The organism is Nocardioides sp. (assembly GCF_035576065.1).
Taxonomy (GTDB): domain Bacteria; phylum Actinomycetota; class Actinomycetes; order Propionibacteriales; family Nocardioidaceae; genus Nocardioides.
In genome coordinates, this window is record NZ_DATLWX010000020.1 from 53,641 (window position 1) to 68,644 (window position 15,004).

A 15,004-nucleotide genomic window follows, 5' to 3' on the forward strand; every position below is an offset into this window, starting at 1 on the left:
GTCGTCGCGCCCAGCGGACGCCAAGAGCGACGCCTACTTCGAACCCGAGGGGCAAGGACCTGCTGACCGGGCTGCTGCTGGCGGCCGTCCTGGACGGTCGACCTGTCACTGGCGTGTACCGGTGGACCACGCGACCGACCGAGGAAGCACCCGTCGAGATCCTCCGCGCCCACGGCTACGACCTGATCGCGGACGGTCTCTCCGACGTCATCGACGCCCCCGACGAGCAACGCGACGGCGTATATGGCACCGCTAAGCAGATGGCGCGGTGCCCGCGATCACGCAGCGTCGAACCCTGGATCACCGAGACCGGTGGACCCGCCAGCCGGCGTCACTTCGACCCCGAGAAGTTCGTCCGCAACGGCGGCACCCTCTACAGCCTCTCCAAGGAGGGCAAGGGCTCCGCCGGAGGCCTGGTCGCCGCACTCACTGTCGCCGTCGTCGAGGCCGCCGAGGCCTACGCCGTCGACCAGGGCGGCCGACTGAAAGTCCCGCTGCTGGCCGTGCTCGACGAGGCAGCGAATGTCTGCCGGTGGCGCGACCTGCCCGACCTCTACAGCCACTTCGGCTCCCGCGGGATCGTGCTCATGACGATCTTGCAGTCCTACTCGCAAGGCGTGGAGGTCTCCGGCGAACGCGGAATGAAGAAGCTGTGGTCGAGCGCCAACGTGAAGGTCTACGGCGGCGGCGTGAGCGAGGTCGCGTTCCTCGACGACCTCTCCAAGCTGGTCGGCTACGACAAGCTCACCCGCTCCACGTCTTCCAAGGCGGGCGCTGGTGGGGTCTTCGGGTCGTCTGGGGTCACTACCAGCCGGCAACTGCAGCGCGACCTGATCATGGAGGTCGACGACCTCGCGGCACTGCCCAAGGGCCGCGCCATCGTGCTCTCCTCCGGCAACCGCGCCACCATCGGGGAGACCATGCCCTGGATGACCGGCCCCCACGCTGACGCAATCCGCGACTCGATCAAGGCCCACGACCCCGAGGCCCAGAAGACGTTGCGTGAAGCCGACGAGGAACTCCTCCGGGTCCAGGAGGACCTGGCCACCCTCTCGGGGATGCAGGAGGTGTCGAGATGAACGCGATCGGCGAATGGGCCGACGACCCCGACGACTGGACCCCTGACCCCGACCTCCCTGCCGCTGACGCGGCCCCCGCGGCCGAGGCCACACCGGAGCTCCAGTACGGCTCCGTCGACGAGTTCGTCCGCGAGATCATCGTCCCGGTCTTCCGCCGCAAGGTTGCTGCACGCAACGCTTCGCGATGGGATGCCGAGTGGTGGCGCTACCCCGAAGCAGTGATCCGTCTCGAAGCGCTGTGGCGGGCATGGGAGCACCTACGCCTGGACCCAGCCACCGGCATGAGCGTCTGGCTGCGTGATCACGCTGACCACCACCTCACGGTCTTGTTCTCTGACGAAGGACGATTCGGCAAGTCCTCGGACACCTCCGATCACGGATCCCCGCTGCCCTACACACCACCCCCCGAAAGCCTGTTCCCCGACGTGCGGGCACGATCTATCGAATGATGGATAGATCCCCAAGTACGCCGTCGATCACACCTCGACATCGGGCCGTTCGTCCGGGCGGTAGGTCATGACGGGGTGGCGTCCGGTCAGCGACGACGAAGCTGGCGAATCTTGGCGCGAAGCCGCTTGAGGGTGTCGCCGCGCCGTTCGGCAACCTGCTCGGCGGCAGCGACGTCGACTCGCAGATCAGCCACGGTGGCGTCGAGGGTGGCGACTGTTGTGCGGAGGCTGACCGCGCTGGCCTCGAGTGAGGTGACGTTCGCGCGGAGGGCGGCGCTCTTGGCCCACTCGGCGCGAAGAGTGTCCATAGCGAGCCCGAGGTTGTGGTCGGTGATGACGAACTTGCCTTCCCAGAACGTGGCCCGGTCGCGCCACTCCTGGACTGCCTGGTCGCATTCGGGTGGGGTGGTGGGGTCGGCGGCCTGCGCTGGTGCGACGAGCCCGCCAAAGATGAGGGCGCTGGTGACGGTGGCGATCGCGACGATCTTCTTCATGGTTTCCCCCGCTAGGTGTGTGGTCGGAACATACATTGATTTCGGCGTGGGTAAAGGTGAGCGTCCCGGCCGACCGTTATCCAGACACCGATTGCCGATGCGGATAATCCAGGCGCGCGCTGGGGAATCGCACCTTCTCGTCCTATCAGCCGCCGCCGCAGTGCGTTGCTGCCGTGAACATCTCTAGCGGGCGCCAGGCGGGAAACAGCTCGGTGGGCAGCACCCGCGGACCTGAACCCTGGCCGGACGGACCTGTAGCAGACGCCGCATGATTGCGCCATAGCCCCACCGGCCCATTGACCGTAGTCAGGGCGTAGAGCCATGGTTTGCGCAGCGGCCGCGTGGGGCCGCTTTTCTGCGTCTCGGGAGAACTGAATGAAGCTTCGTTTGCTGTCCGCATGCATCAGTGGGGTGGTTGCGGTCACGCTCCTGCAAACGGTAGCGGTTGCACCAGCCGTGGCGGCCGATAGCGACGCCGAGGCGCACGCCAAGTTCAAGGCCAGAGCTGATCGCTTCCTCGAAGACATGGGGTTGCCGGCCGGTGTCCCGGAGGTTGCGGCTGTGCCGCTGCCTGTTGCGCCTGCAGAGGAGCAGGGGCAGTCTCTCGAACGGTTGCCTGGTCCGAGCTGGCGCGACGTGGACATGGCTGGCACCGGCACCGTGGTGCCGGCTGCTGTGTGGCGCAAGGTCCCCGGCACGCCGGTAGAGGTACGCCAGTCCGCTCTTGTCGAGGCCTCCCGTCGGGTTCCGGTCCAGATCTCCACGCGGTGGGCGCCCGAGCTAGGCACGGGGGTTGTCGCAGTCGAGGTCTCCTCCCTGCCCGCCGACATCGGCGAGGTCGCTCCCGGCGTCCCAGCCCAGATGCCCGAAGTCGTGGTCCCGGCATTGGACATCCGCGTATCCATGGGCGCTGCGGCGAACGCGTTCGGTGGGGTGTGGACCGACTCCCTGGAGGTGACTGAGCTCGGGTCCGACTTGTGCGGCGATGAGCTTGCAGATTGTCAGTTGGCGGTCCTGACCGCTCCAGGCCAGACACCAGAGCTGATCGGCAAGGACCGTCCGGGCGTCGTTACCTTCGAGACGTCACCGATGACGGCCGCCCTTCAGGCGGCACCGCCGACGCGGGTGGACGAGCAGGGTGTTGCGCAGGAGCAACCGGCAACTGCCGAGGGCCCAACGGAAACTCAATCGACCTCCATGACCTACGCCGTGGCAGGCAGTGAAGGCTCCTACAAGGCCAACCCGTTGCCGGTCTCAGCGGGGTGGCAGGTCGGCGTCGGTTCCGGCGAGTTCAGTTACAGCTACGACTTCGAGTTGCCGGACCCCCAGCTGACGGGGGCACCGTCGCTGGGGTTGGCGTACTCGTCGGGCTCTGTTGATGCGATGACTCTCAACACCAATGGGCAGGGCTCCGCCGAAGGCTTGGGCTGGTCGATGGGCCATAGTTTCGTCACCCGGTCCTATGCGTCGTGCGGCGACGATGGCGAGAACTCTGGGGACTTGTGCTGGAAGACCAACGGGCCACATCTGGTCGAGGACCTACGCCTGGTCCTCAACGGTCAATCCTCCGAGTTGATCCCGATCAACGGCCAGCCGAACGAGTTCCGGTTGCGAATCGACCCCGGCTGGCAGGTCACCCGCAACACCACCGGCAACCCGCGACCCAACAACTCCGACAACGACGGCGAGTCGTTCACCGTCCGCACACCTGACGGCACGACCTACAGGTTCGGCGCTGCGACCCAGTCCGAGTCCGTGTGGACGGTGCCGGTCTTCGGCAACAACTCGGGCGAACCATGCGCGGACGGGACCTTCGCCACCAGCTGGTGCAATCAAGGGTGGCGCTGGAACCTTGACGAGGTCACCGATCGCCACGGCAACAGAGTCATCTACGACTACGCCGTCGAGACCAACCACTACAAGCGAGGCCCTGCTCAGGTCCTCACGCCCTATCACCGCGCCGGGCGCCTGACGCGTCTTCGCTACGCCTTCGACGACGGCATTGCACGCGCCGAAGTCCTGCTCGACTCGGTGCAGCGTTGCGCCGCCGCGAGGATGGATCCGTCTGTCAACTGCCCGGCACCGACCGCCGACACCGCACAGGCATATCCAGACGTGCCGACCACACTGATCTGCGGGCCCGACAGCCCATGCGCCAACAACTCGCCGACATTTTTCTCTACGAATCGGTACAACAAGGTCACCACCCAGGTCCGGCCCTCAGGCCAAGGCGAGCGCGTCGTCGACGTCTACGAACTGAACCACGACTTTCCCAGGGCGACCGACGGCGTCGAGGAACCCCACCTGTGGCTTGACTCCATCAGGCGTGAAGGCCGCAACGGCCAAGGCGCCGAGACGATGCCCAAAGTCGAATTCAACTGGGTGATGGACCAGAACCGAGTCGTGGTCCCAGACGGGCAGCGGTCACTGCACAAGCCCCGGATCCAGGCGATCCTCACCGAGTACGGCGGCCGGATCCAGGTCTCTTACGGCCAAGCAGGAGACAACACGCCGAACGTCGCTGGCGATGACGCGGATCCTGGCAACCACCGCTGCACCCCGAATGAGGTCACTGGCCGGGATCGTTGGGAGATGAAGCAGGACTGCTTCGCGCAACGGATCAACGGCCCCTCGTGGGAGTGGTTTCACAAGTACTTGGTGCGCCGGGTCGCGTTGAGCGACCGCGCTTTGGGCTACGACAACCCGCCGCACTACCCGGGCAACGGCGCCCCCGAAGGGCCCTCGGTGCTGGGGGAGTGGCAGGTCACCGACTACCACTACCTGGGCGCACCCGCGTGGCGGTTCAGCAACAACCTCAACGCCGGTGTCGACGACGAGACCTGGGACGACTGGCGCGGCTATGAGACCACCAAGGTCACCAACTTGGAATCCGACCAACGACACCTGACCGGCGAGACACTCGCCGAGCAGCGGGTCACTCGCTTCCGCGGCATGCACGGCTCACGCCTCAACCTCGCAGGCGACCCCGTAGTAGCAAGGCTCGACTCTGAGGAGTACACCCAGGCGGAGAATGAGCCCCTGGACCAGTACTGGCTGGCGGGGCGCACAGCGGAGACGCAAACCTTGTCCGGCACCCGCGACTTCAATACACCCGTCGCGGGACCGGACCGGGCGAGCACCCCGCTCGAGACGACGTATCACGAGTACGGCAACTTTGAGACCGCCAGCCCAGCCTCGACCGGCGCGCGCTCAGCGCATCTGGTGTACCCGAAACTGACCCGCACCCATACCCGACTCATTGGCACTGGTACCGACCGGACCCGCAGTCAGGTGTACACCGTGGCCAGCAGCGGGACATCGAACCGCGGCGTCACGACGGGTGCCATCACCTCAACGGTGGACGACGGCGCCGGGCTGGCACCCGTGTGCACCACAGCTACCTGGAAGAGCTCCGACGAACTCTGGCTCCTTGTGCCTGGCCGCACCCAGGTCTGGGACGGTGCCTGTAACACGGGAACACTGACCGCGCAGACAGACCGGCTCTACGACAACGAGGTGGCCGGCACGAACCCGGCCGTCACGATCGGCAACCTGGTCCGTGAAGACGTCAAGCTCAACGCCACCGAAACCGCCCGTCACGGCTACGCCTACGACAGCCTCGGACGCATAAAGCATTCTACGAACGCGCGCGGCCACACCAGCAAGACGCTCTACCAGACAGCCGGCACCATGCGTGACGTCGTCACAGAACTCTTCGAGACCAATGCGCTCGCGCACGCCTCCACGACGACCCTTGATCCCGGACGCGGACAGGCCATCAAGGTCCTTGATCCCAACGGCGCCATCACCACAATGACCCACGACGGACTCGGCCGCCTGACCACAGTCCGTCTCCCCGGCAACGCTGGCGACCCCACCCCGTCGATGCAGATGACGTACGCCAACCTGCGGGACGCCCAGCAGAACCCCATCGTCCCGCGGGTGACGACGACCATTCAACGCTATGACGCCAAAGTTGACCGGGTCTGGCAGTTCTACGACGCGTGGGGGCGAAGCATCGAAACCCACGTCACCCAGGGCGACGGCAAGGACAGCACCGGCACGGCCACGACCACCAACCCGGGGCGTGTTGTCACGGTTACTGGCTACGACAGCCTCGGCCGCGTCCGTTACTCCATGCCCGCCGTACCCAACGGCGTGACCCCGAACGCCGATGTCGAGCCGCTGAACCCCAACCCAGCTGATGTCGCCAACGTCGTCGAAACCATGTACGACGGCGCTGGCAGGGTGGTGCGCACCAAGCGAACCGTCCCCACCGGTTTCAGCAGCCACCGCACCGACTACTTCGGCGACCGCATCCTGACCAAGCCGGCGCGCGGTGGCTGGTCCCGCACCGAGATCAACGGCCGCGGCCAGACCACCCGTGTGGCCCAGTTCACCTCGGCGTCTGAAGCCACACTCGGCCAGGCGGCCCGGTACGCCTACACCGCAGCCGGCCAGCTCAAGACCATCCACTCCGCAGTGGGGTCCACGACCGAGTCCGCGTGGACGTACACCTATGACCTCGCCGGACGCCGAACCGCAGCCACTGACCCTGACACCGGCACCTCCACCATCCGTTACGACCTCAACGGCAACGTCATCGAAAGTACTGACGCCGGCGGCCGGACCTTTGCCACTGCCTACGACTTCCTTGACCGCCCCACTCAGAGCACCTCTGGCGGCAACGTCCTGACCGAGTGGGGTTACGACGTCGGCGTCGCGAACTCGATCGGGCGATTGGTCTTCACTCGAACCCACACCCGCGCCGACGGCACCGATCGTGTCTTCACCCGCAAGGTCGGCGGCTACGACGCAAGAGGCAATGCAGCGTCGACCACCATCGAGTACCCGAACGCCTTGCTGGGCATCACATCACCAGAGACCGGCAGTACCACCACCAACCACTTCTACAACCACGCAGACATGCCAGTCGCGACCTCCTACACCGCGACCGCAAACGTCCCATCGATGAAGCTGACGCACCATTACAACCCTGACGCCCCGCTCCTCGACAGCACCCAGATTTTTGGTGGCCGGATCATCGGGCAGTCGTCCTTCGCCAACGACAACAAGCTCATTGCCACCACCGCGGGACTCGCCAACGTGATGGCCGCAACGACCTACGGGTACGAAGACGCGACCGGTCGAGCCAGCAGGGTCAAGCACGCCACCCGCTGGAGCACCTACGACTACCGGCTCAGTTGGGACGACACCGACAACCTCACCCACACCCAACTGACGGCGACGAACACCCAAGCCAAGCCCAACACGGTCCAGAACGAAGTCCAATGCAACGCCTACGACGGCCTCAACCGGCTCGTAGCGGCCTGGTCCAGGGTCCCCGACGCTAACGGGACCTGCTCAGCCCCCACGCCATCGAGCGAAAACCTACTGCTTGGCGAGGACTTGAACTACGCCTATGAAGGCAATCGGCTGACCACCGAGTCCAACAAGCATTGGATCGCCAAGTACAACCGTTTCGGCACGACAACTCGTCGTTGGAACTACGGCCGACCAGGCTCACCGCACGCGGCGACGGACGTCACCAGCCAGTACAACGATGGCACCTTCCCAACCCGGCCGGTGGTCGCGGCAGCCACCCTGTCTTACGACGCCGCCGGAAACATCACGAAGTCCGTGCGCAACGGTCGTCCCACCATCGACTACACCTACGACCCACAGGGCCGCATCGCCACCATGACGTCCGGCACGACGACCCGGTCCCGGGCCTACGACGCTGACGGAGCGCTGCTCGCCGAGTACGGAGCTGGCAGCACGACGCTGACACTCGACGACCTCACGATTTCAGTGACGCCGGGCACGGCACCGACAGCGGTTCGCACTTTCTCGCACGCCGGCCAAGCAGCCGCCTCGATCACCGGGACCGCCTGGACGTACCTGATGGCTGACCAACAAGGCAGCGTCCGCCTCACTGCCGCCGAAGACATCCCGGCAGGGGCCACCAGAAGCCCCGAGGTCTACTCCAACTACGAGCCCTTCGGGAAACGGCTCGGCGGAACCCCGGCCCCTGGAGACCGCGGCTACCTGAACAAGAGATCACTGGCAGGATTCGACCCCAACACGATCCAGCTCGGGCACCGGATCTACTCCAGCGACCTCAACGTGTTCGTGAACCCAGACCCAGTTCTGGTCGCCTATGACCCACAAAATCTCAACCCCTACTCCTACTCACGCAACAACCCAACCACCCTCAGCGACCCGTCCGGGCTCAACGTCGACGACGGCGAAGGTAGCGCCGGCGTTTCTGCAAACATCCCCGACGAGGACGGGATAACACACGAAGAAGAGGCGCAGAACACGGAGTGCTACGGGGACGAAAGCTGCGCGATCGCCTACGACCCCTTTCCTATCGCCAACTACTCCCCGACGCGCGACATCGGAAACTACCGCGACTGGGCTGGCGGATTGGCCTCTGGAGCGGGCTCGACCTTCGACTTCTTCGCCAGCAACGCGAACCCGGTTATGACGGTGGCCACACTGAGCGGCGCCATCGACATCAACGTCGGCTCATCAGCTTCCGACAGCATCAACGACCGCCTCGGCACAAACCGACAATCTGGCTTGTACCTACTTGGTGAATGGGGAGGGGTTCCTGGCGTCACCGGGGCCGTCGGAGCACTAATCAAAGCAGGACGAATCCTCGGGAAGTCCAGACGGCTAGCAGGCCCCTGCTCGTTCGGGGGCTCAACCGTCGTGCTCATGGCAGATGGGACCAAAAAGGCGATCGAGGACGTGGAAGTTGGCGACAAGGTAATCGCCACCAACCCGGTGACCGGCGTACAAAAGTCCAAGACGGTCACTCATGTGTGGGTTCACGACGACACCGTCACGGACCTGCTCGTCGACGGCGAGGTCATCACGACCACAGAAGATCACCCATTCTGGTCTGTCACCGACCAGGAGTTCGAGCGCGCTGACCAGCTCTCCGCCGGCGAACGGGTCCTCAGCGCAGACGGCCGAACCATCGAGGTCTCCGGCTTGGCCCTGGCAACCGAGCGCGAAGGTTTGGCTTACAACCTGAGTGTGCAAGGCATACACACGTACCATGTAGGTGCGGCAGAGATTCTCGTCCACAATACGAACGAGTGCGGCTGGCCAAAGCCGACTGACGACAACTGTCTGGCGTGTGCCCGGGAAATCCAAGACATGATCGGCGGCGATATTGTGCCCATCCGGCCCGCTGGCGGACCGCGGATGGGTCCGTCGACGAACAACCCTAGTGGGCTCTGGGCTGAGCACTACGTCGTGGTTCGCGATGGTCGCGTGTACGACGGTTTCACGGGAACATCGGGGATGTCGATCCCCGACTTCAAGGCTCAGTTCAAGTACGCAGACGACATCAACTTCGGGTTCTAGTCATGCAGGAATCGGAGCTGGTCGAGGTACTGCGGGCATTGGATGCACGCCCGGGGATGCTTCTTCCTGAGCAGTGCTACGGAGCTCTCGTCGCCTACATCGAAGGTTTCGTGGCGGGCGCTGGTAGCAACGAGCTCGACGGTTTCAAGGACTGGGTAGCGTCCCAGGTCCTTGGCCGAGAGTCTTCGTTTCATTGGTCGACCATCGTGGCTCTCGCACAGAGTGAGCAGGCGGGGCGGGCAGGACTCTCGGTACTATCGCCCGAGCAATCTGACCGTGCGTCCAAGAATCTGATCGAGCTCCTGCTCCGCTATCTGGGAGCAGAGGCAACAGCGGAGCGCTGATTCAGCCCAGCCTGGCGTGACCGGAGGAATTTCATTCTGCCTCCCATGACGGGTCGGCCGTCAGTGCCGGCGTTCGGTGCCACGCCTCGGCGCACGAGAGTGTCCAACATGCCTCTGACCTGCTCGAACGCTCTCCACGTCCCGGGGAGGGAGTTCTTGCATCTATTGCTACTCCCGTCCCTTTTCAACCGATAACTATCGTTCTGTCAGGGGACACGGCACTGCAAGGCGGAAGGAGGGGTACAGACAGGCGTAGCCCACAATTGCTCCCCGTTCAGCCTGGAACGAGCAGCTCGAACGATCCTCTCCTCCTCGGCACGAGCCTCAGGGCGCCGGACGGAACCTTCGCGGTGGCACTATCGTCCAACTGCCATCGAGTCCGACCCTTCTCACCCAGTGAGGTCCACGTGAGCCCACGACCAGACCGCCGCCTGAACGCCGCCACTCTTGCCTCCTGCGTGTTGTTGCTGACGGCCCTCGGGGCGTGTGGCAGCAGTGAGAGCGAGGAGCCGACGAGCGCGACCGACTCCTCGGCCAGCAGCTCCGAGTCCACCTCCGAGTCCGCCTCGGAGTCCGCAAGCCCCACCGACTCCGAGGACAGCTCGTCGGAAGGATCGGGGGCAAGCATGCCGGTCGGTGACACGGTCGAGCCCGGGCAGGCGCTCATCGTCAGCACCTCCAACGTCGACGAAGACACCTCGCAGCTCGCCAGCGCGCTGGTCGACGCTCAGGCTGTCGACACCTTCCTCGCCGGGTTCGACCCCAGGCTGGCCGCCGACGTGCGGGCAGCGGTCAAGGACGTGCAGGTCCCGGCCGGCAGCACGCTCTTCGGTTCGGTCGTGGCCGTGGGCTGTGACAGGCCGACGACAGTGGACTGGGAGAAGACGTTCGACGGCATCCAGGCCTCCGCCCCGATGCCCAAGTCCAGCGTCCAGTGCCTGGTGCCGGTCACGTCGGTGGCGTTGTTCCTCGTCGAGGACGTCTGATCAACGGGCGGGCGTCGGTGTCGGCGTAGGCACCGGCGTCGGGGTCGGCGTCGGGGTCGGCGTCGGCGTCGGAGTCGGCGTGGGAGTCGGTGCGGGCGGTGGTGGCGGCGGTGGCGGCGGCACGATCGGCGGGAAGGCCGCGTGGTAGTAGATCGCGACCCCGTTGGGCACCTTGCGCTCCACCAACCCGTCGGAGGGCTCGTTGATCACGCCCATCTCGCCGGTCACCTTGCGTGAGTACAGCGTCGAGGACCCGCCACCGTCGAAGTTCAAGGCGCTCTCGGCGCCCAGCGCCTGCATCATGTTGGCGAGCTCGACCATGGTGTAGCCGCGGCTCACGGTGGAGCGCCCGTCGATGACCAGGAAGAGCAGCTTGCGGCCGTCGACGTCGATGCCGACGGCGGTGCGCGGATGCATGAGCCGATCGTTGATGACCGTCCGGACGCCGTTCAGCAGCAGCGGTCGGTCTCCCGACACGGCCACCAGGGCGCCCGGCTTGGCCTTGAACTTGAAGGTCGCCTTGCGGCCCACCTCGAGTGTCTTGAGCAGCTTGGCGGCCGACCCACGGCCGATCATCACCTGGCCCTTGACCTTGCGGCCCTTGGACAACGCGCCCTTGTTGGAGACGATCTTGCCGTCGACGACGACCACCTCGCGGACCTGCTTGGTGTCACCGTCGGTCACCGAGTAGCCCTTGGTCCAGCCCCAGTCGGTCGTGTAGAGACCGATCGAGTTGTCGGCGACGGTCGGGGCGTTGAGGCCACTGAACTGCCAGCGCGGCCGCTGCCGCAGCTTGGTCTTGGTCGCCATCGGTCCGATCTGCGGGGTGCCGGCAGCGTCGAGGTAGAAGGAGGCGTTCTCCGGGATCCAGCCCGCGGTCGAGCCGTGGAGCACCCCGCGCTCGCGGTCCACCCCGACCCCAAGCGCTGCGCCGGTGTCGGAGATGTCGAAGAAGTCACCGTTGACGGCGCCGATCACGCCTTCGGCCGCCCCCATCTGGCTGACGGTCTGGCGGCGGACGGCATAGGGAGGGCCGAGGTAGTCGACGGCGATGTTGGGGGCGTTGAGGTCGATGGTCAGCAGGTTGGCGCGGATCGGGCCGCGCGCGTCCGACTGGTCCCACTCGCGGATCGTCATGCCGGGGGCGATCTCGTAGGTGGCGTCGCTCGTGACGGTCGGCGGCGTGGCGCGGGCGTTGCGGGGGAGCCGGGGGGCCACCAGTCCCGGGACGCCGTCGGACGTCTGCCCCGGTTCGCTCATGACTGTGCCGCGCTCGCGCAGCGCACGCCGTTGTAGTGGACCCAGGCCACGGCGGTCCAAGCGATCGTCGCCGCTGACGAGGTCGTTGGCAGTCGTCGACCGGGACACACCGGCAGAGACCGACACCGGGACAGCGACGAGACAGCACGCCAGGGCGCCGCCGAGCAGGGACGAGGTCAATCGGTTCGAGGCAAACACACGCTCCACAGTAGGTCGGCACCGGTGGCGGATCGCGCAGTCACGGGGTGTGTCGTCGCCCGGTCGTCCGCCCGGACGTTCGCAGGGTCGTTCGGATGTCGTCACAAGGAGGGAGACGATCCGTCCCGCCCGTTGGTTGTCGCACTAGGCTGCCCGCCGTGGACCAGCGCGTGGACAACGTCTTCATCGAGGGCGACAACCTCGACGTGCTGGCCACGATCCAGCCCGGGAGTGTCGACCTCATCTACACCGACCCGCCCTACAACACCGGCAACGACTTCGCCTATGCCGACTCCTTCCGCACCGATCGCGGGGGCCCGGCCGGCCGGCACGCGGCCTGGGTGGACATGATGCGCCCCCGGCTCGTGGCGATGCGCGAGGTCCTGTCGGCCCGGGGCGCGATCTACGTCAGCATCGACGACAACGAGGCGGCGTACCTGCGGCTGCTGCTCGACGAGGTCTTCGGCGAGGCCAACTTCCGGGCCCAGGTCGTGGTGAACCTCAACCCCAAGGGGCGACAGCTGGGCGGGGGGTTCGCGACGAGCCACGAATACGTCATGGTCTACGCCCGCGACGCGAAGCAGTGCGTCCTGGACGCGAGCAGCCACGACACCGTCGACGCGGCCGACTTCGGACAGAGCACCGAGGACGGCCGGGCGTTCCGGCACCTTCCGCTGCGCAACACCAACAAGAAGTTCAACCCGGTCACCGCTCCGACCCTGCACTTCCCCGTGTACGGCGACCCGGTGACCGGTCAGGTGGCCTCGACCGCCTTCGAGGGTGCCGTCGAGGTGCTGCCCGTCTTCGGCGACGGGCGACCGGCGGTGTGGCGTTGGTCCCGGCCACGCATCGACCAACGTCCCGACGACCTGGTGTGCCGCGAGATCGCCGGTCGGACCGGGACCCGGGTCGACGTCTTCCAGCGGGACTGGCTGCACCGCGAGGGCGGTCGACGCAAGAAGCTGCCCACGATCTGGCTCTCCGAGGAGATCGGCTCCACCGACACCGCAGTGGCCGAGCTCAAGGCCCTGGTCGGTCACGTCTTCGAGTCACCCAAGCCGACCGGCCTGGTCAGGCGGATCCTGGGCACGATGCCGGCCGATGCGGTGGTGCTCGACCCCTTCGCAGGAAGCGGGACGACCGGCCACGCAGTGGTGATCGCCAACACGGGAGACGGCGGGACTCGCACGTGCCTCAGCATCAACTCCGCCGAGCCGACCCGGCCGGGCTCCAACGCTGCGAACGCCGGGCTCGCCACGGTCGCCGACATCACCCGCGCCCGGCTGGCCGCGGTGAGTGAGCTCCACGGTGGTGGGCTCGAGCTCCGCTGAGCCCGGCCCACTCAGATGCCGGCGGCCGACTCCAGCGCGCGGAGCTCGTCGTCGAGGTAGGTCAGCAACCGCTGAAGGTGCGGCACGGTCCGGCGACAGCCCGTGATCCCGAAGCACATCTTGTCGGCGTACGAGTTGCAGGTGATGTTGAGGGCCATGCCGTTGATCGGGATCGACAGCGGGTAGGTCCCGACCATCTCGGCGCCGTTGTAGTACTGCGTGGAGCTGGGGCCGGGGACGTTGCTGATGATCACGTTGAACGGCGGTCGCACGAGGCCGTGCATCCCCATCACGGACGTCAGGAGCGTCGGCGACATGCCCAGCGCACTCATGGCGATGATCTGCGTGGGCGTCATCGACGACAGGGCGGCCTTGCCCTGGCCCATCGAGCGGTGAACGGCCTCGAGCCGGTCGCCCGCGTCGGGGAGATGGGTGCCGAGCTGCACCATCACCGCACCGACGGCGTTGCCGCCCTCGGCCGAGGCGACCTGCGACTTCTTGGCGTTGAGCCCGATCGGCACCATCGAGACCAGTGACGTCTCGGGCAGGGCGTCGAGGTCGAGCAGGTAGGAACGCAGCGCGCCGCTGCACATCGCCATCACGACGTCGTTGAGTGTCGTGCCGGTCGCCTTGCCGACTGCCTGCATCCGCTCGATCGGCCAGTCCTGGGCGGCGAAGCGCCGCGAGCCGGTGATCCCTTGGTTGAACATCGTCCTGGGGGCGTACAGCGACAGGGCCGAGGTCTCGTTGCGCACGCCCGCGCTGAGGGTCCGGACCAAAGCCCCCGGCAGGCCGGCGGCCTCGGCGCTGATGCCGAGTGCCATGCGCAAGGCAGCGATCGGCACCTCCGAGAGAGGCGTCTCAACCGGACCGGGTCGCTCGGTCCTGGTGCGGGGGCGAGCGCCCCAGGGAGGTGGCATGTCGCGCTGGTCGGGGTCGGTGCTCAGGACGCTCTGCATCAGACGCATGGCCGAGACCCCGTCGACCAGACCGTGGTGGACCTTGGTGTAGAGCGCGACCCTGCCATCACGCAGTCCCTCGATGACGTGGGCCTCCCACAGTGGCCGCTCGCGCCCGAGCCGCGTCGAGTGCAGGCGCGAGCAGAGATCGAGCAGCTCGCGGACGCGACCAGGCTTCGGGAGTGCGCTGTGGCGCACGTGGTGCTCGATGTCGAACTGCGCGTCAGGCTCCCAGACGTACTGCCCAGCAGTCGCGATGGAGCGTCTTGGGTGCTTGAGGAACAGCGGCGAGATCTCCTGCGTGGAGGACATCGAGGCATACATGTCCTTGACGTAGTTGCGACCTGCACCCTCCGGCTTCTTGAAGAGCTGGAGACCGCCGACGTGCATCGGCTGCCTGCGGTTCTCGGCATACAGGAAAGCAACGGACGTCGGGTCGATCGGTGTGACCACGTTGGTGGGCCCTCCCTCGAAGAGGCCCTGATCCTGCCGTGCTGCACGCTCGCTCACAAGGGCAACGCCGG

9 protein-coding genes are annotated in these 15,004 nt (G+C 66.3%); 6 read left to right on the forward strand and 3 right to left on the reverse strand.

What is annotated here, in order from left to right; all coding sequences use genetic code 11:
• Positions 1–113: 113 nt before the first annotated feature.
• Positions 114–1,079 (forward strand): type IV secretory system conjugative DNA transfer family protein, encoded by a 966-nt coding sequence (locus tag VNJ48_RS10870; RefSeq protein ID WP_325601951.1) that lies wholly within the window; start codon positions 114–116, stop codon positions 1,077–1,079.
• Complete coding sequence (locus tag VNJ48_RS10875; RefSeq protein WP_325601953.1) at positions 1,076–1,528, forward strand: DUF4913 domain-containing protein; 453 nt, start codon at positions 1,076–1,078, stop codon at positions 1,526–1,528. Before VNJ48_RS10870 ends, VNJ48_RS10875 begins: the two co-directional genes overlap by 4 nt.
• An 86-nt stretch (positions 1,529–1,614) precedes the next feature.
• On the opposite strand, the gene VNJ48_RS10880 is transcribed toward VNJ48_RS10875, so the two are convergent.
• Complete coding sequence (locus VNJ48_RS10880) at positions 1,615–2,022, reverse strand: hypothetical protein (protein ID WP_325601955.1); 408 nt, start codon at positions 2,020–2,022, stop codon at positions 1,615–1,617.
• 1,755 nt (positions 2,023–3,777) lie between these two features.
• Between VNJ48_RS10880 and VNJ48_RS10885 the strand changes: the two genes are divergently transcribed.
• The 3 genes from VNJ48_RS10885 to VNJ48_RS10895 all read left to right on the forward strand — a co-directional run bounded on the left by VNJ48_RS10885 (position 3,778) and on the right by VNJ48_RS10895 (position 10,732).
• A complete protein-coding gene (locus VNJ48_RS10885) occupies positions 3,778–9,402 on the forward strand; it encodes a polymorphic toxin-type HINT domain-containing protein (RefSeq protein WP_325601957.1) in 5,625 nt (1,874 codons plus the stop codon).
• 2 nt (positions 9,403–9,404) lie between these two features.
• Positions 9,405–9,746 (forward strand): hypothetical protein, encoded by a 342-nt coding sequence (locus VNJ48_RS10890; protein ID WP_325601959.1) that lies wholly within the window; start codon positions 9,405–9,407, stop codon positions 9,744–9,746.
• 407 nt (positions 9,747–10,153) lie between these two features.
• Complete coding sequence (locus VNJ48_RS10895; RefSeq protein WP_325601961.1) at positions 10,154–10,732, forward strand: hypothetical protein; 579 nt, start codon at positions 10,154–10,156, stop codon at positions 10,730–10,732.
• On the opposite strand, the gene VNJ48_RS10900 is transcribed toward VNJ48_RS10895, so the two are convergent.
• Positions 10,733–12,190 carry a phosphodiester glycosidase family protein gene (locus VNJ48_RS10900; protein ID WP_325601962.1) on the reverse strand — a complete coding sequence of 486 codons (1,458 nt, stop codon included), beginning with the start codon at positions 12,188–12,190 and terminating at the stop codon, positions 10,733–10,735.
• Positions 12,191–12,348: 158 nt separating this feature from the next.
• On the opposite strand from VNJ48_RS10900, the gene VNJ48_RS10905 reads away from it, so the two are divergent.
• The gene (locus VNJ48_RS10905) at positions 12,349–13,521 is read left to right on the forward strand and encodes a site-specific DNA-methyltransferase (protein WP_325601964.1); all 1,173 of its coding nucleotides are present in this window, start codon (positions 12,349–12,351) and stop codon (positions 13,519–13,521) included.
• 11 nt (positions 13,522–13,532) lie between these two features.
• Here the strand turns inward: VNJ48_RS10905 and VNJ48_RS10910 are convergent, their stop codons facing one another.
• Positions 13,533–14,933, reverse strand: coding sequence for a wax ester/triacylglycerol synthase family O-acyltransferase (locus tag VNJ48_RS10910; RefSeq protein WP_325601966.1), 1,401 nt, complete (start codon positions 14,931–14,933; stop codon positions 13,533–13,535).
• Positions 14,934–15,004 lie beyond the last annotated feature (71 nt).

What these genes read in the sequence shown, in the direction of transcription:
- VNJ48_RS10890 (WP_325601959.1), top strand. Translation starts at nt 9,405, where the DNA reads ATGCAGGAATCGGAGCTGGTCGAGGTACTGCGGGCATTGGATGCACGC.
- VNJ48_RS10875 (WP_325601953.1), top strand. Translation starts at nt 1,076, where the DNA reads ATGAACGCGATCGGCGAATGGGCCGACGACCCCGACGACTGGACCCCT.
- VNJ48_RS10880 (WP_325601955.1), bottom strand. Translation starts at nt 2,022, where the DNA reads ATGAAGAAGATCGTCGCGATCGCCACCGTCACCAGCGCCCTCATCTTT.